Genomic DNA, 19,101 nt, shown 5'->3' on the forward strand with positions numbered 1-19,101 from the left:
CCGGAAAAGCCGGTGGCCGGCGTCGGCGAAAGGGCGAGATCGCTGCCGCCCGCGACCGGCGCAATCGCTGCCTTGACGGTGGTTGCTGCGCGGCCGCCGCCCTGATTTTGCGGGTCGGCAATTCCCGTCAATTCGATGTTGGCCCTGTCAGCCGGATTCGAAGCAAGGCCAAGCGGTTTCAATCCGCGCGCGCCATAGAGGCGCAGGAGCGCCAGATCATGGTCCTTGTCCTCGGCGATGCGGTCGGCATTGCCAAAAGGCGGAATCGTAATGGCGATGCAGCCGTCGGTGATCTGACGGTCGGTCACGATCGCGCCGTCCTCGGTCACCACCACGCCGGTGCCGTAGTCGACCGTCTTGCGCGGCGGCGGGCCGGCATTGACCGGGAAGGGATTGAACGCGCTCGACATCGCGATCACCACGGGTTCGACCGTGTTCTCGGTCGCCTGATCGTAGAGGACGGTGAGGATGCGGACCTCGTCGCCCTTGAAGGTGCCGCGCACATAGAATTTTTTCAGGCCCTGCAAACCCGACAACACAAAGAACTCCGGCTTGACCACCGTGTAGTCGACGGTGCGGCCGGCGGGCTCTTTCTTTTCCCGCTCGGCGAGCTTGGCCGTGGCCGGATTGGTTTCCTTGCGGCGCGTCAGCAGAACCTGGATCGTGCCGGTCGGCGAGTTCCATTTCGTGCCATTGGCGTCGGAGGTCTGCTGCGGCACGAGCTTGGTCGGAATGCCCAGCTGCGCGCCGGTCGGCGCGTCAGTCACGATCTTCCAGCCGGCATTTTCCCGCCGCCGCCGCCCGGTCTCGGCCAGCACACTGCGTTCCTTTGGATTGAGCACGCCGGTCGGCTTGCCGCCGCCGGCCTTCTGAAATTCCTTGATCGCCTCCACCATCCGTTCGCTGACGTCGCCTGTTATCGCGCCGTTGTACTGGCCGACCCAGGCGAGGTCGGACTGGATCGCGAGCCGCTCGCCCTGGCCAATCGCGTTGGCCGTGTCTGAAGGAGATTGCAGGGCCGGCCGGGCCGGGGTGGTTGTGGCCTGTTTTGACTTGCCGTGCGTCGTCTGGGCCGTCGCGGAAGCCGTTGCCGCCGCCAATATCAATGTTGCGGTCAGCATCGATCTCATGACACTTCTCAAATCCATTGATGTAAGCCTAATTAAGCACATCTGTTGGGTCGAAACCAACGGCCGAGCGGTTCAACGATTTGAGGGTTCAGTAGATTGAGGGTTCACTACATCGTAGCCGGAGCGAAGGGTAAGTTTGCCAGATGCTGAGTTCTGAAGAACTCGAACGCTATGCCCGCCATATCGTGCTGCGCGAGGTTGGCGGGCCCGGCCAGGCCGCCTTGAAAGAGGCCGCCGTGCTGGTGATCGGCGCGGGCGGGCTCGGCGCACCGGCGTTGATGTATCTCGCCGCCGCAGGCGTCGGCACGCTGGGCGTGGTAGATGACGACACGGTGTCGCTCTCCAATCTGCAGCGCCAGATCATTCACGAAACCTCCGACATCGGCAGGCCAAAGGTCGATAGCGCCGCCGAGCGCATTGCCGGCCTCAATCCTCATGTCAAATTTGCCGCGCACGCCACGCGATTGAACGCCATCAATGCGCTCGAACTGATCGGCGGTTACGATCTGGTGCTCGATGGCTCCGATAATTTCGAAACGCGCTATCTCGTTTCCGATGCCTGCTTCCTGGCCGGCAAACCCTTGATCACAGCGGCGCTTGGCATATTCGATGGCTCGCTGACCACGATCCGCGCGCATGAAAAGAACGCCGACGGCGAGTTCAACCCGACCTATCGTTGCCTGTTTCCGGAAGCCCCGCCGCCGGGCACGGTGCCGGCTTGCGCAGAGGCCGGCGTGATGGGCGCGCTCGCCGGTGTTCTCGGCTCGATGATGGCGCTGGAAGCGATTCGGGAAATCGTCGGCTTTGGCGAGGGACTGGTCGGGCGGCTGTTGATGGTGGATGCCCGCGCCATGCGCTTTGAGACGTTGCGTTACCAGCGTGATCCGCTCAATCCGCTCAACGGCGATGCGCTCGTGATCACCGATTTGAGTGCGCATCGGTAAGGAAGCGCCGCTTCCTCGCCCTGGAACGGGGAGGGTTGGGGAGGGGCATCTCTCCAGGCAACGGTCTTCGAAAGGGCTGTACCCCCGATCACTTGGCGCACACGCGAACGAGGCGAGCGCAAATGACCACTAGCATAAAGCGAAGCCGTCACAGCATGCTGGGCAGCACGCGATCCGGCGGCTTGTGATTGTCGAGGAAGGTGCGGATGTTGATGATCACCTTCTCGCCCATCTCGACGCGGCCCTCGATGGTGGCCGAGCCCATATGCGGCAATAACGTCACCTTGCCGGCTTTCGCCAGCCGAACCAGTTTCGGACTGACCGCGGGTTCATGCTCGTACACGTCGAGGCCGGCGCCGGCGATCTCGCCGCCCTCGATCAGCTTGGTCAGTGTCTCTTCGTCGATCACTTCGCCGCGCGCGGTGTTGACGATATAGGCGTCTTTTCGGATCAGTTTCAGCCGCCGTGCCGAGAGCAGGTGGAACGTCGCCGGCGTGTGCGGACAGTTCACCGAGATGATGTCCATCCGCGCCAGCATCTGGTCGAGGCTTTCCCAATAGGTTGCGCCGAGTTCCTCGGCGATGCGCGGGGCGACCGGCCGGCGGTTGTGATAGTGTATCTGGAGGCCGAAGGCGTGCGCGCGGCGCGCCACCGCCTGGCCAATCCGGCCCATGCCGATGATGCCGAGCCGCTTTCCTCCGATGCGATGGCCGAGCATCCAGGTCGGCGACCAGCCCGCCCAATTCTTGCCGTCGGTGAGAACCGAGGCGCCCTCAATCAGCCGGCGCGGCACGGCCAGGATCAGCGCCATCGTCATGTCGGCGGTGTCTTCGGTCAGCACCTTTGGCGTATTGGTCACGGTAATGCCGCGCGCGTGCGCCGCCGTGACGTCGATATTGTCGACGCCGTTGCCGAAATTGGCGATCAGCTTCAGCCGGGAATCCGGCTGATTGAGCACGGCTTCGCTGATCTGGTCGGTCACGGTCGGAACCAGGACATCCGCGGTGCGGACCGCGTTGACCAACTGCTCCTGCGTTAGCGGCGTATCGTCGAGATTGAGCTGCGCGTCGAACAGCTCGCGCATCCGGGTCTCGATCGAGTCCGGCAGCTTGCGCGTCACGACAACGAGAGGCTTTTTCTTAACCGACATCTCCTGCCCTCGTGAGGTTGTTCAGACCTCATTAACCCGGGTGTTCGACACTGCCGCTGCCACGTAGTCCGGGCGTTTCCGTAAAGCCTCCCGGCGGGCTTTCTGTGTCTTGCTGTTCGGTCCTCTCTAGCAGAAGACCGGGCCAAAACAAGAACCCGCAAGGTGAGGCCGGAATTTAAGCCCGGGACAAGCGGGTCGGCAGCGGGGTTTTGGGGTCGGCGGCTCGAAGAATTTGAGCTGATGGGGTGTCGGAGACGCGTTGATGGAGTTTGGGCGTTTTTGTTCGCAGGTTCTTGTCATTGGCCTGCTCTGTGTGTCGGCCGCTTCGGCCAAGGATTCCGCGCTGACGACAAGCGGATTGCCCGTGCCGCGATATGTCAGCCTCAAATCCGACCATGTGAATGTTCGCGCCGGTCCGACCAAGGACAATGATGTGGCCTGGGTCTATACCCGCTCGGGTTTGCCGGTTGAGATCACCGCCGAGTTCGAGAACTGGCGCCGGGTTCGCGATTCCGAGGGCGCCGAGGGTTGGGTCTATCACTCGCTGCTGTCGGGCCGCCGGACCGCGGTCATCACCATGAAGAACAAGGACGACCTCGCCTCGCTCTACGAGCGGGCCGATACGACCAGCGCCGTCACCGCCCGCCTGCAGGCCGGCGTGGTCGCGCAGGTCAAGCATTGCGCGGCCGGCTGGTGTCACGTCGCCGGCAACGGCTTCGACGGCTGGATCGAACAGCAGCGCCTTTGGGGCGTCTATGCCGACGAAAAGGTGGATTGACGCGCAGCATCGTTCCGGAGCGAGCGCCAGCATCGAATCCGGAATCTCGAGGTTCTCAGGTGCGCAATAGCGCACCAATGGCTCGCTCGCTTCACTCGCGCCCGGAACGACAATCAACAATTTGCTAAAGCAGGCTCAGCGCTTCTTGCGCAGGCGCACGACCATGTCGATCCGCGCGATCTCGTAGCCCTCGGGGACTTCGGGCATCTTCTGCAACACCAGATGCGGGTCTTCGATATCGACCAGCTCGTGGTTGTTCTCGAGATAGAAGTGATGATGCGCCGACACGTTGGTGTCGAAATAGGTCTTGGTGCCATCGACGCTGACCTGGCGCAGCAGGCCGGCATCGGTCAATTGATTGAGCGTGTTGTAGACGGTGGCGAGCGACACCGGAACCTTCGCCAGCGTTGCTTCTTCGTAGAGCATTTCGGCGGTCAGGTGGCGCGCACCCTTGCCGAACAACAGCCAGCCCAGCGCCATCCGCTGGCGGGTGGGCCGCAGGCCGGCAGCCTGCAACATTTCATTGACGTCGTGCCACGGACAGCCGGTTAACGTGGGTTCGCGCCCCGTCGCCCTGGGCTCGGTACCCGCGGATTCGCCGTTCAAAAGTGAACCATCGTCGCTCATTTCCAAGTCAAACTCTGTCAACAACCACAATATTCTCCGAGATATAAAGAGGATCGACCGCAGATGCAAGTTTTTCGCAACTAGGAAGCTGAGGGGCAGACCTGCGTATGGGCACTGCAAGCGGCTATTTGCCTCGGTCCCCCGCTTTGCCGCCCGCAGGCCCTGTGATAGAGAGCGGCCGACTTCGGTTAACGCCGGATTGGCATAGGCAAACGCCCGCCGCCGCAGGGTTTTCCGACCTGTCGAGAGTTTAGGGCCAATCCGCACTACAGGCGCCGATTCCCCGCTCGACGGGTTCGTTTAGCCTTATGCTTCATCGGGATTTTGGACAAAGGCTGGGATCATGCTGGATCGGCGCGGCGGTTATGAATACGAGGATTTGCTGGCATGCGCCCGGGGCGAGCTGTTCGGCACGGGAAACGCCCAACTGCCGCTGCCGCCGATGCTGATGTTCGACCGCATCACCGAAATCACCGAGACGGGCGGGGAATTCGGCAAAGGCCTGATCCGTGCGGAACTGGACGTCAAATCGGACCTCTGGTTCTTCGGCTGCCATTTCAAGAACGATCCAGTGATGCCTGGCTGCCTTGGCCTCGATGCGATGTGGCAGATGGTCGGCTTCTATCTCGGCTGGATCGGCGGAGAAGGGCGCGGCCGGGCGCTCGGGCTCGGCGAATTGAAACTCGCCGGGCAGGTGCTGCCGAACGCCCGCAAGGTTGTGTACAACATCGACATAAAGCGCGTGATGCGATCGAAGCTATGGCTGGGGATCGCCGACGGCTGGCTTTCCATGGATGGCGAGATTATCTATCGCGCCAAGGATCTGAAGGTCGGGCTTTTCAAGCAGGATGCCGCAGTGCGGCCGGGAACCTGAACTTTTCATTGAGCCGAGACGACCTTTAGTAGTTTGGCTACATACATCGCAGAAGAAGACAACGTTTATAGGGTGAGGCGGTCATGAGGCGGGTTGTGATCACGGGGATGGGCATTGTGTCATCCATCGGAAACAACACCCAGGAAGTGCTTTCGAGCCTCCACGAGGCCAAGTCGGGAATCACGCGCGCGGAGAAATACGCCGAGCTGGGTTTTCGCTCGCAGGTGCAGGGCGCTCCCACGCTCGATCCGGCCGGCGTGATCGACCGGCGCGCGATGCGTTTTCTGGCGGAAGGTGCGGCCTGGAATCATGTCGCAATGGAGCAGGCGATCCAGGATGCGGGCCTCGAACCATCCGATGTCTCCAATGTCCGCACCGGCATCATCATGGGGTCGGGCGGCCCGTCGGCGCGGACCATCGTGGAGGCGGCCGATGTGACACGCACCAAGGGACCGAAGCGGGTCGGTCCGTTCGCCGTGCCGAAGGCCATGTCCTCGACGGCATCCGCGACGCTCGCTACCTGGTTCAAGATCAAGGGCGTCAACTATTCGATCTCGTCGGCCTGCGCGACCTCAAATCATTGTATCGGCAACGCCTACGAGACCATCCAGATCGGCAAGCAGGACATCGTTTTTGCCGGCGGCTGCGAGGAACTGGACTGGAGCCTGTCGGTCCTGTTCGACGCGATGGGCGCGATGTCGTCGAAATACAACGACACGCCGGCAACCGCTTCGCGGCCCTATGACATCAGTCGCGACGGGTTCGTCATCGCCGGCGGCGCTGGCGTGGTGGTGCTCGAAGAACTCGATCACGCCAAGGCACGCGGCGCGCGCATCTATGGCGAAATTGTCGGCTATGGCGCCACATCGGACGGCTACGACATGGTCGCCCCGTCGGGCGAAGGCGCCGAGCGCTGCATGCGGATGGCGCTTTCGACCGTCAACACCAAGATCGACTACATCAATCCCCACGCCACCTCGACGCCGGCCGGCGACCCGCCGGAGATCGAGGCGATCCGCAAGGTATTCGGGACCGGCGAGAAATGCCCGCCGATTTCCGCAACCAAGGCGCTCACCGGCCATTCGCTCGGCGCAACCGGGGTGCAGGAAGCGATCTATTCGCTGCTGATGATGAACAACGGCTTCATTTGCGAAAGCGCCAATATCAACGAGCTTGATCCGGTGTTCGCGGACATGCCGATCGTACGCAAGCGCATCGACAACGCGAAGCTTGGCACGGTCTTGTCGAATTCCTTTGGTTTCGGCGGCACCAACGCGACGCTGGTGTTCAAGCGGCTGGATGCGTGATTCGCGATTCAAAACGGGGTCGGCATGATTATTGAACCGCGCGTGCGAGGCTTTATCTGCACGACCGCACATCCTGTCGGCTGCGCCAAGAATGTCCACGAGCAGATCGCTTATGTTCTCGGGAAGGGAGCCATTCCGGAGTGTCCCAAGCGTGTCGCCGTACTCGGCTGTTCGACGGGCTATGGCCTCGCGAGCCGCATTACTGCGACCTTCGCCGGTGGCGCCGAGACCATCGGCGTGTCGCTGGAGCGCGAGCCTACAGCTAACCGAACGGCCAGCGCCGGCTGGTACAACAACCGCGCATTCGAGATCGAGGCTGAGAAGATCGGACGATCTCCGCTCACCCTGGAGGGCGATGCGTTCTCCGACGAGCTGAAGACGACGTTTATCGACCGCGTGCGCGAAAAATTCGGACAGCTGGACATGCTGGTCTACAGCATGGCCGCTCCAGTCCGGACAGATCCGGCCACCGGCAAGACCTATCGCTCGGCGATCAAGCCGCTCGGCGCTCCCGTCGAGATCAAGACCCTCAACACTGAAACCGGCGAGGTCTATGAGACGACTATTGCGCCGGCGAGTGAGGATGAAGCCACCGCCACGGTCGCGGTGATGGGGGGCGATGACTGGAAGCGCTGGATCGACCGGCTTGCGGACGCCGGGGTCCTGGCGCCCGGCTTCCAGACGCTCAACTACACCTATATCGGCAGCGAGCTAACCTGGCCGATCTACTGGAACGGCACTCTGGGCCGCGCCAAGGTCGATCTCGATCGCAAGGCGGAAGAAATCCGCGGCCGGCTCGGCCCTGATGCCGCCCGCGTGGTCGCGCTGAAGGCCGTGGTCACCCAGGCGAGTTCGGCCATTCCGGTGGTACCGCTCTACGGAACGGTGCTGTTCAAGGTCATGAAGCAACTCGGGCTCCAGGAAGGATGCATCGAACAGATCGATCGGCTGTTCCGGACTCGCCTTGGCAAGCAGGCCGAGGTCGATGACGCGCAGCGCCTCAGGCTCGACGATTGGGAGCTGTCGCCCAAGGTGCAGGCCGAGGTGTCGCGGCGATGGCCGCTGCTCTCCACGGAAACCCTCGGCGAATTGGCCGACCTTGCCGAATACAGGAGCCAATTCCTTCGCCTGTTCGGATTTGGCATCGACGGCGTCGATTACGCGCGGGACATCGATCCGCGCGCCGTCCCGGGTTAAATCACCTCGGGCTTCAGCCCATCACGAGCGCGCCAGCGCGTTGAAAGGCGGGCCGCGCCGCGCAGGCGTCGAGATAGCGGTCGAACGATGGGCGCGCCGGCAGCATCTTGAACAGCCTGACCGCGAAATTCAGCCCCGACCCGATCACGATATCGGCGGCCGAGAAATTATCGCCGAGAAGCCACGGCCCCTTCTGCAAAGCGGCGTCGAGGACATCGAGTACCCGCTGCACATCGCCCCAGCCGGCCGCGACCGGATTCATCTCGATCTTGGTGGCGGCCTGCACCATCGCCGGCTCGACACAGCCGGGTCCGAAGAACAGCCAGTAAAGATATTTCGCGCGTTGGGGATCGCCGACGGTAGGCGCGAGCTTCGCCTGCGGATAGCGCTCGGCGACGTAGGCGCAGATCGCGGCGGCTTCCGCGAGCGTCGCCTCGCCGTCCTTGATCGCCGGCACCTTGCCCATCGGATTGATCGCGAGATATTCCGCCGTCTTCTGCGCGCCCTTGGAAATATCGGTCAGCACCCGCTCATAGGGTTCGCCGGTTTCTTCCATCAGCCAAAGTGCGGAAAACGACCGCGAGCGCGGCGACCAATACAGTTTCATCATGACCTGGCTTCCCGTTGATGGGACGCAGTCTATTCGTCAATCGGTCGCAAACAAGGCGGCCGGCGATCGTCCGCAAAGCGGGCGATGGATTTATGTCGCCTTCTTCCATCGATAATATTTCATCATGCGTCCGATCGCCGGTTCCGGCGCCTCGCGTTCGAACACAAAGCCCTCGCGCTCGTACCAGCGCCAGGCCTTTTCGTTTTCACGGACGCAGCGCAGCCAAATTTCGTCCGGCAATTTCGTGCGCGTGAAGGCCAGCAGCTTCCGGCCGATCGAACGCCCCTGATATTCCGGTGCGACGAAAAGCTGATCGAGGTACAGCTGAGGCAGATGCAGCGCCAGCATCGCGGCGATGGACCGGTCATCGTCGGCGACGAAGAGGCTCCAGCCTTTCTCGATCTCCTACGGAATGCGCGCGCGCAGGTTTTTCAGCAGCACCTCGCTTGCCGTATCGAGCCCGGTCGAGACCCAGCTCTCCATCCAGATGCGGCCGATCTCGTCATATTCGTCTTTCACCGCAGGGCGGATCGCAAGGTCGGCCATGACGTTCAAGCCGTGACGCGGCGCGAGGCAAGCTCGCTTATTGGCCGTCCGCGCTTCTTGCCGGCCGACAGGCACACGACGTCGGAGATCTGCAGGAGCTGCCGCGCCAAGGGACTGGTCTTGCGCCAGACCATGCCGATGGTGCGCGAGGGCTGCGGATTTTTGAAGCGTGCGACCGACACCGAGGCCGAACGTGTTTCAACGTCCACGGCCATCTCTGGAATCAAAGTCACGCCGATGCCGGCACCGACCATCTGAACCAGCGTAGACAGCGAGCTTGCGTCGAGCACCTCCCGCGGCGGCGACGCGCGCATGTTGCAGAACGACAGCGCCTGGTCGCGGAAACAGTGGCCCTCTTCCAGAAGCAATAGCTTCATTTCGCGCAAGGTCTCCCGGCTCGGAACCGGTGTGCCCTCCTGCTCGCCCGGCCTTACAAGCAGGAAATTTTCCCGGAACAGTGCGATCTCGGTCAGCGAGGGTTCGGATGCCGGCAAGGCCACGATGGCGGTATCGAGCCGGCCTTCCGCGACTTCGGTGATCAGCTTCGCCGTCAGTGTCTCGCGGACGTGGATGTCGAGTTCGGGATGCAGACGCGCCAGATTTTCGATGACCTTGGGCAACAGATAGGGTGCGACCGTCGGGATCATGCCGACCCGCAGCCGCCCCGCAAGCCGGTCGCGCGTGGCGCGCGCAAAGTCGCCGAGTTCGTCGACCGAGCGCAGGATGTCGCGGACACGAAGCAACAGTTCCTCGCCGAACGTGGTCAATGCAATCTGTCGCGCGCTGCGCTCCAGCAGCAGGCTGCCGAGGACTTCTTCCATTTCCTTGATCTGCATCGACAGGGCCGGCTGCGAGATCGCGCAGGCTTCTGCCGCGCGGCCGAAATGGCCGTGACGCGCCAGTGCGTCGAAGTAGCGAAGCTGCCGCAGCGTGACGTTGATCATCAGATTATCCTATCGATGTCATCACCAAACACTACTTTACCTGATGGAAAGGGCTGCGTAGAGTCGAAAATCGCTGGCTCAGGGCGAAACTCCCGGACCACAAGAGGAGACGATCATGGACGACAAAACGAAGTGCCCGTTCACGGGCGGCAAACGCGGCCACGCCAATCGTGACTGGTGGCCGGACACGCTGGACATTTCCGTTCTGCATCGAAATTCCACTTTGTCGGATCCGATGGGCAAGGCGTTCGAATACGCCAAGGAATTCAAGGGCCTCGATCTCAACGCCGTGATCAAGGACTTGCAGACGTTGATGACGGATTCGCAGGAGTGGTGGCCGGCCGACTTCGGTCATTACGGCGGTCTGATGATCCGCATGGCCTGGCACAGCGCCGGCACCTATCGCATCACGGACGGCCGTGGCGGCGCCGGGGCCGGGCAGCAGCGCTTCGCGCCATTGAACAGCTGGCCTGACAATGCCAACCTCGACAAGGCGCGCCGGCTGCTGTGGCCGATCAAGCAGAAGTACGGCCGGAAGATATCGTGGGCCGACCTGATGATTCTGGCGGGCAACGTCGCGCTGGAGTCGATGGGCTTCAAGACCTTCGGTTTTGCCGGCGGTCGCGCCGACGTCTGGGAGCCGGAAGAACTCTACTGGGGTCCCGAGGGCACCTGGCTCGGCGACGAACGTTACAGTGGCGAACGCCAGCTCGCCGAGCCGCTCGGCGCGGTGCAGATGGGGCTCATCTACGTCAATCCGGAAGGACCGAACGGCAATCCGGATCCGCTCGCAGCGGCCAAGGACATCCGCGAAACATTTTTCCGCATGGCGATGAACGATGAAGAGACCGTCGCGCTGATTGCCGGCGGCCACTCCTTTGGCAAGACTCACGGTGCGGGTGATCCGTCGCTGGTCGGCGCGGCCCCGGAAGGTGGCGCCCTCGAAGATCAGGGACTGGGGTGGAAGAGCACTTACGGCACGGGCATCGGAGCCCACGCCATCACCGGCGGCCCCGAAGTCACATGGACGCAGACGCCGACCAGGTGGAGCAATGCCTTCTTCGACAACCTGTTCAAATATGAGTGGGAACTGACCAAGAGCCCGGCCGGCGCCAAGCAGTGGCAGGCCAAAGGCGCCGAAGCCACCATCCCCGACGCCTACGACAAATCGAAAAAGCATGTGCCGACCATGCTGACCACCGACCTGTCGCTGCGCTTCGATCCGGCGTACGAAAAGATTTCGCGGCGTTTCCATCAGCATCCGGACCAGTTTGCCGACGCATTCGCCCGGGCGTGGTTCAAGCTTACGCACCGCGACATGGGCCCGGTCGCGCGCTACCTCGGCCCGCTGGTCCCGAAGGAAACGCTGATCTGGCAGGATCCGATTCCAGCGGTGGATCATCCGCTGATCGGGGAACAGGACATCGCCGCGCTGAAGGCGAAGATTCTCGGCTCGGGTCTGTCGGTGTCCCAGCTGGTCTCGACCGCATGGGCGTCGGCATCGACGTTCCGCGGCTCCGACAAGCGCGGTGGCGCGAACGGTGCGCGTATTCGTCTGGCGCCGCAGAAGGACTGGGAGGTCAACCAACCGGCCGAACTCAGGAACGTTCTGACGAAGTTAGAGGCGATCCAGAAGGAGTCCGGCAAGAAGGTTTCCCTCGCCGATCTGATCGTTCTCGGCGGCTGTACGGCAGTCGAAAAAGCCGCGAAGGATGCCGGTATCGACGTGAAGGTTCCGTTCACGCCGGGGCGTGCGGATGCTTCGCAGGATCAGACCGACGTCGAGTCCTTTGCTCCACTCGAACCGCGGGCCGACGGCTTCCGCAACTACGTCGGCAAGAAGCATCAGTTCATGGCGCCTGAGGAGGCGTTCGTGGACCGGGCGCAATTGCTGCGGTTGACCGGGCCCGAGATGACGGTCCTCGTCGGCGGCCTGCGCGTGCTCGGCGCCAATGTGGGTAACTCGAAGCACGGCGTCTTCACCCAAAAGCCGGGAACGCTGAGCAACGATTTCTTCGTCAACCTGCTCGACATGGCCACCGTCTGGCAGCCGGCAGCCGACGGCACCTACGAAGGTCGCGACCGCAAGACCAAAGCAGCCAAATGGACCGGCACACGCGTCGACCTGATTTTCGGCGCGCATTCGCAGCTCCGCGCGTTCGCGGAAGTCTACGCGAGCGCGGACGCGAAGGAGAAGTTCGCCAGGGATTTCGTGGCGGCCTGGACCAAGGTCATGAACGCTGACCGGTTCGACATCGCGGCCTGACCTTCTTCGTTATGCCCCGCGCATGCGGGGCATCCAGTACGCCGAGGGGCCATCGATTCAAGCTACGGTGTCTCTGGAATACTGGATCGCCCGGTCCCGTCTACGCCAAGGCTTCGACTGGGCGAGTGAGTCCAGGGCGCGCCGTAGCTTTAGCGAAGGCGGCAAGCCGGGCGATGACAGAGTAAGGCAGTCAAAACAAAAGAGCGGCTGAAAAGCCGCCCTTTTTCATTGTGTCTTGTTGCAGAATTACTCGCCGGCGGCTTGCGCGGGCACAGCTTCAGTCTTCTGCCTGGCTTCGAGGTCCTCGCCGGTCGTTTGATCGACGGCCTTCATCGACAGCCGCGTCTTGCCGCGATCGTCGAAGCCAAGCAGCTTGACCTTGACCTTGTCGCCTTCCTTGACGACGTCGGAGGTCTTCTGCACTCGGCTGGAGGCCAGCTGGCTGATGTGGACCAGACCGTCCTTGGCGCCGAAGAAGTTCACGAACGCGCCGAACTCCATCACCTTGACCACGGTGCCCTCGTAGATCTGTCCAACTTCCGGATCGGAAGCGATCGACTTGATCCACTTGATCGCAGCCTTCATCGCTTCGCCGTCGTTGGAGGCAACCTTCACGGTGCCATCGTCCTCGATATTGACCTTGGCGCCGGTCTTCTCGACGATCTCGCGGATCACCTTGCCGCCGGTGCCGATGACCTCACGGATCTTGTCGGTGGCGATCTTGAAGGTTTCGATACGCGGCGCGTATTCGCCGAGCTCGGCGCGGGCGGCCGTGAGCGCCTTCGACATCTCACTCAGAATATGGATGCGGCCTTCCTTGGCCTGGCCGAGCGCCACTTTCATGATCTCTTCGGTGATGCCCTCGATCTTGATGTCCATCTGGAGCGAGGTGATGCCGCTCTCGGTTCCGGCGACCTTGAAATCCATGTCGCCGAGATGGTCCTCGTCGCCGAGGATGTCCGACAACACGGCAAAGCGCTTGTCTTCGAGGATCAGGCCCATCGCGATACCCGCGGTTGGCCGTTTCAGCGGAACACCGGCATCCATCAGCGCAAGCGAGGCGCCGCAGACCGAAGCCATCGACGAGGAGCCGTTGGACTCGGTGATCTCGGAGACCACGCGCACCGTGTATGGGAACTCGTGGTGCGGCGGCAGCACGGGATGGATCGCACGCCAGGCGAGCTTGCCATGGCCGATCTCGCGCCGCTTGGTGCCGCCGAGCCGACCGGTCTCGCCGACCGAGTAGGGAGGGAAGTTATAGTGCAGCAGGAACGTCTCTTTGTACGTTCCCGACAGCGCGTCGATGTATTGCTCATCCTCGCCGGTGCCAAGCGTGGTCACGACCATCGCCTGGGTTTCGCCACGGGTGAACAGTGCGGAGCCGTGAGCGCGCGGCAGCACGCCGACTTCGGCGATGATGTTGCGCACGGTCTTGACGTCGCGGCCGTCGATGCGCTTGCCGGTGTCGAGAATGTTCCAGCGAACGATCTTGGCTTCGAGCTCCTTGAACACGCCGGCGACGCGGAGCTTGTCGTATTTGGGCTCCTGACCTTCGGGGAAGAAATGCGCCATCGCCCTTTCCTTGACGGCGCCGACTGCGGCATAACGCTCCTGCTTGACCGGAATCGCGTAGGCCTTGCGCAGGTCCTGTTCGACGAGGCCGAGCATTTCCTTCTCAATGGCGGCATTGTCGATCACGGTGACTTCGCGGGGCTCCTTGGCCGCCTTCTCCGCAAGCTCGATGATCGCCTTGATCACGGGCTGGAAGTGACGGTGGCCGAACATCACGGCGCCGAGCATCACGTCTTCGTTGAGCTCCTTGGCCTCCGATTCCACCATCAGAACCGCGTCGGCGGTGCCCGCGACGACGAGGTCGAGCTGGGTCTCAGTCATTTCGTCGAGCGTCGGATTGAGGATGAACTCGTCGTTGGCGAATCCGACGCGCGCTGCCCCGATCGGACCCTTGAAGGGTGCGCCGGACAACGTCAGAGCGGCCGATGACGCCACCAGTGCCACGATATCGGGATCGTTCTCCATGTCGTGCGACAGCACGGTGACGATCACCTGGGTCTCGTTGCGCCAGCCGTCGACGAAAAGCGGGCGGATCGGGCGGTCGATCAGGCGGGAGACCAGCGTCTCCTTTTCGGTCGGACGGCCTTCGCGCTTGAAATAACCGCCGGGGATGCGGCCGGCGGCGTAAGTCTTTTCCTGATAGTCGACGGTCAAGGGCAGGAAGTCGACGCCCTCGCGCGGCGACTTGGCGGCAACGACGGTCGCGAGCACGACGGTCTCGCCATAGGTGGCAAGGACGGCGCCGTCGGCCTGCCGCGCGACTTTTCCGGTTTCAAGCTTGAGCGGACGCCCACCCCAGTCAATCTCGACTGAATGCTTATTGAACATTGCGATCTTCTTTCATGAGTTTACGAAAGGAGCGATGCCACAAAACAAAAAACCATGCGCAAGATGGCGGGATGCTGGGCGCGTTGCTGCGTCAGCATCCGGCGATCCTGCCATGGTTTCAGGTTTTAGGATGGCGTCCATCCTTTCGCGTAAGTATCACGGGCACCTTGCCCGTTTCGCCCAGCGAGCCGGATTGCTGCTGGACGTTCTTGTTTAAGCACGGTGCCTTCGGGAAACCATTTCCCGCGTTTTCTGGACCATGCTCGAGGACATGGCGGCTTTCGCCTCATGCCCCTGCGCATCATCGGTTCGAAAGCCGTACGAAGCTGGCTCTCGGTCGATCATGCAGAAACGCGCGCCAAATGACGCGCGCGTACTTCACTAAAAGCTCAACGGCGAATGTTGTGCTTTTCAATCAGCGCCTGATAGCGCGCCTCATCCGTTCGCTTCAGATAGTCGAGGAGTGAGCGGCGCGTGGCGACCATTTTCAACAAGCCGCGGCGTGAATGGTTGTCCTTCACGTGGCTTTTGAAGTGACCGGTGAGGTTGTTGATGCGTTCCGACAGGATCGCAACCTGAACCTCGGGCGAGCCGGTGTCGCCGGCCTTGTTGGCACTCTTCTTGATGACTTCCGCTTTGCGTTCTGCGGTAATCGACATCGTCAGATACTTTCATTGTTGCGAGCCGAACTGGCAGTCAGCCCGGTCAGGTTGAACACGCGCTTGGGGATGAGTTCGCCATTGCCAATTTCAGCAAGCGCGAGAAGCCGGCCTGCCACCGTGACATAGACTGTGCCGCTACAATTGGGCGCATCCCGTCCGCGCAACAAAACGGCCTGACCCCTGTGGAGCCTTGCCGCATCAGCCCGAGTGACGGCCAGTGCCGGGATGTCGTCCAGCGCGGTCTCAACGGGCAAAAGCGCGTCGGCGAGGCTACCCTCGCCGGACGCGGCTCTATCGCATAAAGCCTCCAACTGTTCCAGCGGAATCATGTCGTTTTCGACGAACGGGCCGACCAGCGTCCGCCGCAGCGCGCTGATATGGCCGAAACAGCCGAGAATCCGCCCGATATCGCGGGCTAGAGCCCGAACATAGGTACCCTTTCCGCACTCGGCTTCGAGCACGGAATGGCTATCATCTATTTGTTCTACAAGGGTTAATCGGTGAATTTCGACCGGACGCGGCTTCAGCTCGACGATCTCGCCGTCCCGCGCCAGGTCATAGGCCCGCTCGCCTTGAACCTTGATGGCGGAATATTGCGGCGGGATCTGCTCGATCAAGCCGGTGAAGCGGGGCAGTAGCGCCGTGATCGCCTCGGGCGAGGGCCGCAGTTCGCTGGTTCTGGTAACACGGCCTTCGGTGTCGTCGGTGTCGCGTTCCTCTCCCCAGGTCACGGTGAAACGATAGCGCTTGCGGCCATCCATCACGAAGGGAACCGTCTTGGTGGCTTCTCCGATCGCGATCGGCAAACCGCCTGAGGCGAGCGGGTCGAGCGTGCCGGCGTGGCCGGCGCGCTTGGCCGAGAACAGCCGCTTGACGACGGCGACCGCGTGGGTTGACGTCATGCCGATGGGTTTGTCGAGCACGACCCAGCCGTGGACGTCGCGCTTGTCGCGGCGCGGCTGGCTGCTGTTCTGCTTCGGATGCTTCTGGCGCGGATCGTTGTTGACGCGCCTGTCCTGGTCGCGCGGCTCGGAAAAAATATTTTCTTCCCCCACAGGCGAATCGCCATTCTGCGATCCGGCCGCCGGGTTTGCCGTCGTCACATTCATCATTTGTCGTCCGAATCGGGTGCGATATCTCTCTGCACCTCAGGTGTTCGCAGTAATTTCTCGATACGTTCCGCTTCGTCGAATCGGTCGTCGATGCGGAAGCGAAGGTCAGGAGCAAATTTCAGGTTAACGCGATGAGCAACCTCGCCCCGCAGGAACTTCTTGTTGCGGGCGAGCGCGGCAATCACCTTGTCGGTATCGCGCCCGCCGAGCGGCATCACATAGACGGTTGCAAGCTTGAGGTCGGGCGACATCTTCACCTCGGGTACCGTGATGATGTGGCCTTCGAGATCGGGGTCGTGAACGTTGCCGTGCGCCAGGATCTCGGCAACCGCGTGACGCACGGTCTCGCCGACGCGCAACTGGCGCTGCGAACCGCCCGGAGCGGAACTCCTGTGATGATGGCGAGGCATTGTCAAAATCCTGATGGTCGTCATCACCCGCGTAAGCGAGTGATCCAGTACGCCGTGCTTTAAGTTGTTCCGGGGACTACTGGATGCCTCGCCTCCGCGGGGCATGACCCTTCGTTTAAAATTCCAGCGCCGCTGTAAGACTTGAACTTACAGGCTGCGCTGGATCGATTCGACGCGGTAGCATTCGATGACATCGCCGACCCGCATGTCGCCGTAATTCTCGAACGCCATGCCGCATTCCTGGCCGGCTTGCACTTCCTTCACTTCGTCCTTGAACCGCTTCAACGTCGACAGCTTGCCTTCGTGCACGACGACGTTGTCGCGGATCAGGCGCACATTGGCGCCGCGTTCCACTGTGCCGTCGGTGACGCGGCAACCGGCGACCTTGCCGACCTTGGAAATGTTGAACACTTCGAGGATCTGGGCATTGCCGAGCATGGTTTCGCGCAACGTCGGCGCAAGCAGGCCGCTCATCGCCTTCTTCACGTCATCGACGAGGTCGTAGATGATGTTGTAGTAGCGGATCTCGATGCCGTTGCGCTTGGCCGCAGCCGCCGCTTCCTTGTTGGCGCGGACGGAGAAGCCGATGATCGCGGCATTGAAGCCTTCCGCCAGCGTGACGTCAGATTCCGAAATGCCGCCGACGCCCGCATGCAGGATACGGGCGGCGACTTCGTCGGTGCCGAGTTTTTCGAGCGATCCGAGAATTGCTTCCAGCGAGCCTTGCACGTCGGCCTTGATGACCAGCGGGAATTCCTTCCGGCCCGAGGTCTTGAGCTGCGACATCATCTGCTCGAGCGAGCCGCGCATGCCGGAAATGCTGGCAGCGGCATTCTCGCGTTTCTGGTGGGCGCGATAGCTCGTGATCTGGCGGGCGCGGGCTTCGTTTTCGACCACCGCGAGGCGATCGCCGGCTTCCGGCGGTCCGTTGAAGCCGAGCACCTCGACCGGTACGGAGGGGCCGGCTTCCTCGACGGTGTCGCCCTGATCCGAAATCAGCGCGCGCACGCGGCCCATTTCGGCGCCGGCGACGACGATGTCGCCGACCTTCAAAGTGCCGCGCTGTACCAGCACGGTTGCCACCGGGCCGCGGCCGCGATCAAGCTTGGCCTCGATCACGGTGCCTTCGGCAGGCCGCGTCGAATTGGTCTTGAGATCGAGGATGTCGGCCTGCAGCGCGATCATCTCGAGCAGCCGGTCGAGATTGGTCTTGTTCTTGGCGGAGACCTCGACGTCGACGACTTCGCCGCCGAGCGATTCGACCTGCACTTCATGTTGCAGCAGTTCGGTGCGGACACGCTCGGGCTTCGCGTCGGCCTTGTCGATCTTGTTGATGGCGACGATCATTGGCACCTTCGCCGCCTTGGCGTGGTTGATCGCTTCCACCGTCTGCGGCATGACGCCGTCATCGGCGGCGACCACCAGCACCACGATATCCGTGACCTTGGCGCCGCGGGCGCGCATCGCGGTGAACGCCGCGTGGCCGGGCGTGTCGATGAAGGTAATCTTCTTGCCACTCTCCGGCGAGGTCACCTGATAGGCGCCGATATGCTGGGTGATGCCGCCGGCTTCCCCGGAAACCACATTGGCGTGACGCAGCGCGTCGAGCAGCGAGGTCTTGCCGTGATCGACGTGACCCATCACGGTCACGACCGGCGAGCGCGGCTCGGTGTCAGTCGAATCTTCGACGGCGTCAAACAAGCCTTCCTCGACGTCGGAAGCCGCCACGCGCTTGACGGTGTGGCCGAGTTCCTCGGCGATCAGCTGCGCGGTGTCGGCGTCGATCACGTCGGTGATCTTGTGCATCGCGCCCTGCTTCATCAGCAGCCGGATGACATCGACGGCGCGCTCGGACATGCGGTTGGCGAGTTCCTGGATGTTGATCGCTTCCGGGATCACAACCTCGCGGATCAGCTTTTCCTTTGGCTCGTTGGTCTGGTGGCCCTTGAGGCGCTGGGTGCGGCGGCGGAACGATGCGATCGAGCGCTCGCGGACATCATCGGCGTTGAGCGCGGTGACCAGCGTCAGGCGGCCGCGTTGTTTCTGCGGCGACGGTTTTGCGGTCGTCTTCGGAGGTGCCGCCGGACGCAGGGCGCCGCCCGGGCCGCGACGCATCGGGCGCGGGCCTTCGTCTTCGTCGGAAA

General features: G+C 62.4%; 16 protein-coding genes and 1 pseudogene. 6 read left to right on the plus strand and 11 right to left on the minus strand.

The window, feature by feature from the left end:
* Positions 1-1,130 (minus strand): peptidoglycan-binding protein (locus WB528_RS01655; protein ID WP_423886693.1); only part of this gene is annotated, 1,130 nt, incomplete at its 3' end.
* 143 nt (positions 1,131-1,273) lie between these two features.
* Between WB528_RS01655 and WB528_RS01660 the strand changes: the two genes are divergently transcribed.
* The gene (locus WB528_RS01660; protein ID WP_423886694.1) at positions 1,274-2,074 is read left to right on the plus strand and encodes a HesA/MoeB/ThiF family protein; all 801 of its coding nucleotides are present in this window, start codon (positions 1,274-1,276) and stop codon (positions 2,072-2,074) included.
* Positions 2,075-2,222: 148 nt separating this feature from the next.
* On the opposite strand, the gene WB528_RS01665 is transcribed toward WB528_RS01660, so the two are convergent.
* Entirely contained in the window at positions 2,223-3,224 is a 1,002-nt protein-coding gene (locus WB528_RS01665; RefSeq protein ID WP_423886695.1) for a 2-hydroxyacid dehydrogenase, read from the minus strand.
* A gap of 262 nt (positions 3,225-3,486) precedes the next feature.
* Between WB528_RS01665 and WB528_RS01670 the strand changes: the two genes are divergently transcribed.
* Positions 3,487-4,002, plus strand: a complete 516-nt coding sequence (locus tag WB528_RS01670; protein ID WP_423886696.1) for an SH3 domain-containing protein — start codon at positions 3,487-3,489, stop codon at positions 4,000-4,002.
* A gap of 135 nt (positions 4,003-4,137) precedes the next feature.
* Here WB528_RS01670 and irrA read toward each other — a convergent pair whose 3' ends face one another.
* Positions 4,138-4,629 (minus strand): iron response transcriptional regulator IrrA, encoded by a 492-nt coding sequence (gene irrA, locus WB528_RS01675; RefSeq protein WP_423886697.1) that lies wholly within the window; start codon positions 4,627-4,629, stop codon positions 4,138-4,140.
* Between the two features lie 343 nt (positions 4,630-4,972).
* Here irrA and fabA point away from each other — a divergent pair, with 343 nt between their 5' ends.
* From fabA to fabV, 3 genes are all read left to right on the plus strand, one after another.
* Positions 4,973-5,503, plus strand: coding sequence for a bifunctional 3-hydroxydecanoyl-ACP dehydratase/trans-2-decenoyl-ACP isomerase (gene fabA, locus WB528_RS01680; protein ID WP_423886698.1), 531 nt, complete (start codon positions 4,973-4,975; stop codon positions 5,501-5,503).
* Positions 5,504-5,586: 83 nt separating this feature from the next.
* Positions 5,587-6,810: a beta-ketoacyl-ACP synthase I gene (fabB, locus tag WB528_RS01685; protein ID WP_423886699.1), complete on the plus strand. Its 1,224-nt coding sequence runs from the start codon at positions 5,587-5,589 to the stop codon at positions 6,808-6,810.
* A gap of 24 nt (positions 6,811-6,834) precedes the next feature.
* Positions 6,835-8,007, plus strand: coding sequence for an enoyl-ACP reductase FabV (gene fabV / locus WB528_RS01690; protein ID WP_423886700.1), 1,173 nt, complete (start codon positions 6,835-6,837; stop codon positions 8,005-8,007).
* A gap of 13 nt (positions 8,008-8,020) precedes the next feature.
* Here the strand turns inward: fabV and WB528_RS01695 are convergent, their stop codons facing one another.
* The 3 genes and pseudogenes from WB528_RS01695 to WB528_RS01705 all read right to left on the minus strand — a co-directional run bounded on the left by WB528_RS01695 (position 8,021) and on the right by WB528_RS01705 (position 10,107).
* Positions 8,021-8,617 carry a glutathione S-transferase family protein gene (locus tag WB528_RS01695; RefSeq protein ID WP_423886701.1) on the minus strand — a complete coding sequence of 199 codons (597 nt, stop codon included), beginning with the start codon at positions 8,615-8,617 and terminating at the stop codon, positions 8,021-8,023.
* A 90-nt stretch (positions 8,618-8,707) separates the two neighbouring features.
* Positions 8,708-9,163: pseudogene (locus tag WB528_RS01700) on the minus strand (GNAT family N-acetyltransferase).
* A 5-nt stretch (positions 9,164-9,168) separates the two neighbouring features.
* A complete protein-coding gene (locus WB528_RS01705; RefSeq protein ID WP_423886702.1) occupies positions 9,169-10,107 on the minus strand; it encodes a LysR substrate-binding domain-containing protein in 939 nt (312 codons plus the stop codon).
* Between the two features lie 115 nt (positions 10,108-10,222).
* On the opposite strand from WB528_RS01705, the gene katG reads away from it, so the two are divergent.
* Positions 10,223-12,373, plus strand: coding sequence for a catalase/peroxidase HPI (katG, locus tag WB528_RS01710; RefSeq protein WP_423886703.1), 2,151 nt, complete (start codon positions 10,223-10,225; stop codon positions 12,371-12,373).
* A gap of 246 nt (positions 12,374-12,619) precedes the next feature.
* Here the strand turns inward: katG and pnp are convergent, their stop codons facing one another.
* The 5 genes from pnp to infB all read right to left on the minus strand — a co-directional run.
* Positions 12,620-14,773, minus strand: coding sequence for a polyribonucleotide nucleotidyltransferase (pnp, locus tag WB528_RS01715; protein ID WP_423886704.1), 2,154 nt, complete (start codon positions 14,771-14,773; stop codon positions 12,620-12,622).
* Between the two features lie 389 nt (positions 14,774-15,162).
* Entirely contained in the window at positions 15,163-15,432 is a 270-nt protein-coding gene (gene rpsO / locus WB528_RS01720) for a 30S ribosomal protein S15 (RefSeq protein WP_423886705.1), read from the minus strand.
* Between the two features lie 2 nt (positions 15,433-15,434).
* Complete coding sequence (gene truB, locus WB528_RS01725; RefSeq protein ID WP_423886706.1) at positions 15,435-16,544, minus strand: tRNA pseudouridine(55) synthase TruB; 1,110 nt, start codon at positions 16,542-16,544, stop codon at positions 15,435-15,437.
* Positions 16,544-16,957 (minus strand): 30S ribosome-binding factor RbfA, encoded by a 414-nt coding sequence (rbfA, locus tag WB528_RS01730; RefSeq protein ID WP_423886707.1) that lies wholly within the window; start codon positions 16,955-16,957, stop codon positions 16,544-16,546. The genes truB and rbfA overlap by 1 nt, the downstream gene beginning before the upstream one ends.
* Before the next feature lie 147 nt (positions 16,958-17,104).
* On the minus strand, positions 17,105-19,101 hold a 1,997-nt coding region (gene infB, locus WB528_RS01735), incomplete at its 5' end, for a translation initiation factor IF-2 (protein ID WP_423886708.1).

It is taken from the genome of Bradyrhizobium sp., assembly GCF_049586575.1.
GTDB lineage: Bacteria > Pseudomonadota > Alphaproteobacteria > Rhizobiales > Xanthobacteraceae > Bradyrhizobium.

Bases quoted from the DNA above. Each gene is read 5' to 3' on its own strand.
- WB528_RS01665 (WP_423886695.1), bottom strand. From the start codon at position 3,224: ATGTCGGTTAAGAAAAAGCCTCTCGTTGTCGTGACGCGCAAGCTGCCG.
- irrA (WP_423886697.1), bottom strand. From the start codon at position 4,629: ATGAGCGACGATGGTTCACTTTTGAACGGCGAATCCGCGGGTACCGAG.
- fabV (WP_423886700.1), top strand. From the start codon at position 6,835: ATGATTATTGAACCGCGCGTGCGAGGCTTTATCTGCACGACCGCACAT.
- WB528_RS01660 (WP_423886694.1), top strand. From the start codon at position 1,274: ATGCTGAGTTCTGAAGAACTCGAACGCTATGCCCGCCATATCGTGCTG.
- rpsO (WP_423886705.1), bottom strand. From the start codon at position 15,432: ATGTCGATTACCGCAGAACGCAAAGCGGAAGTCATCAAGAAGAGTGCC.
- pnp (WP_423886704.1), bottom strand. From the start codon at position 14,773: ATGTTCAATAAGCATTCAGTCGAGATTGACTGGGGTGGGCGTCCGCTC.
- fabB (WP_423886699.1), top strand. From the start codon at position 5,587: ATGAGGCGGGTTGTGATCACGGGGATGGGCATTGTGTCATCCATCGGA.
- rbfA (WP_423886707.1), bottom strand. From the start codon at position 16,957: ATGCCTCGCCATCATCACAGGAGTTCCGCTCCGGGCGGTTCGCAGCGC.
- WB528_RS01670 (WP_423886696.1), top strand. From the start codon at position 3,487: ATGGAGTTTGGGCGTTTTTGTTCGCAGGTTCTTGTCATTGGCCTGCTC.
- katG (WP_423886703.1), top strand. From the start codon at position 10,223: ATGGACGACAAAACGAAGTGCCCGTTCACGGGCGGCAAACGCGGCCAC.
- truB (WP_423886706.1), bottom strand. From the start codon at position 16,544: ATGAATGTGACGACGGCAAACCCGGCGGCCGGATCGCAGAATGGCGAT.
- WB528_RS01705 (WP_423886702.1), bottom strand. From the start codon at position 10,107: ATGATCAACGTCACGCTGCGGCAGCTTCGCTACTTCGACGCACTGGCG.
- fabA (WP_423886698.1), top strand. From the start codon at position 4,973: ATGCTGGATCGGCGCGGCGGTTATGAATACGAGGATTTGCTGGCATGC.
- WB528_RS01695 (WP_423886701.1), bottom strand. From the start codon at position 8,617: ATGATGAAACTGTATTGGTCGCCGCGCTCGCGGTCGTTTTCCGCACTT.